The following is a 273-nucleotide window of genomic DNA, read 5'->3' as shown; positions in this document are numbered from 1 at the left end:
CGATAAGTGCACCGAACGTTCCGAGATCGCTTACGGACTTCGTTACTCTTCCGAGTGCCCAGAATGCGAGAAGGACACCGAGCTCATCCGCCCACAAACTGTCTACACCTACGTTTTGGATAACGAAGAGCTTAAGGAATCCGAGGTCCGCTCCCTTTACACTGTCAACGTCAACGGACAAGAAGTAATGAAGACTGAAACCCGCTCAAAGCTCGTTCTTGAGGAGAACCACTCCATCAAGAGCCACATCAAGAAGGTCAATGGAGAGAAGGA

1 protein-coding gene is annotated in these 273 nt (G+C 50.2%); it reads left to right on the top strand.

Translation table 11 applies throughout. From position 1 onward, the window contains the following. Positions 1–273 (top strand): hypothetical protein (locus SM754_RS20255; RefSeq protein ID WP_323677945.1); only part of this gene is annotated, 273 nt, incomplete at both ends.

This window comes from Halorubellus amylolyticus (genome assembly GCF_034808145.1).
GTDB lineage: Archaea > Halobacteriota > Halobacteria > Halobacteriales > Natrialbaceae > Halorubellus.
This window is presented reverse-complemented; position numbering and strand designations above follow the sequence as displayed.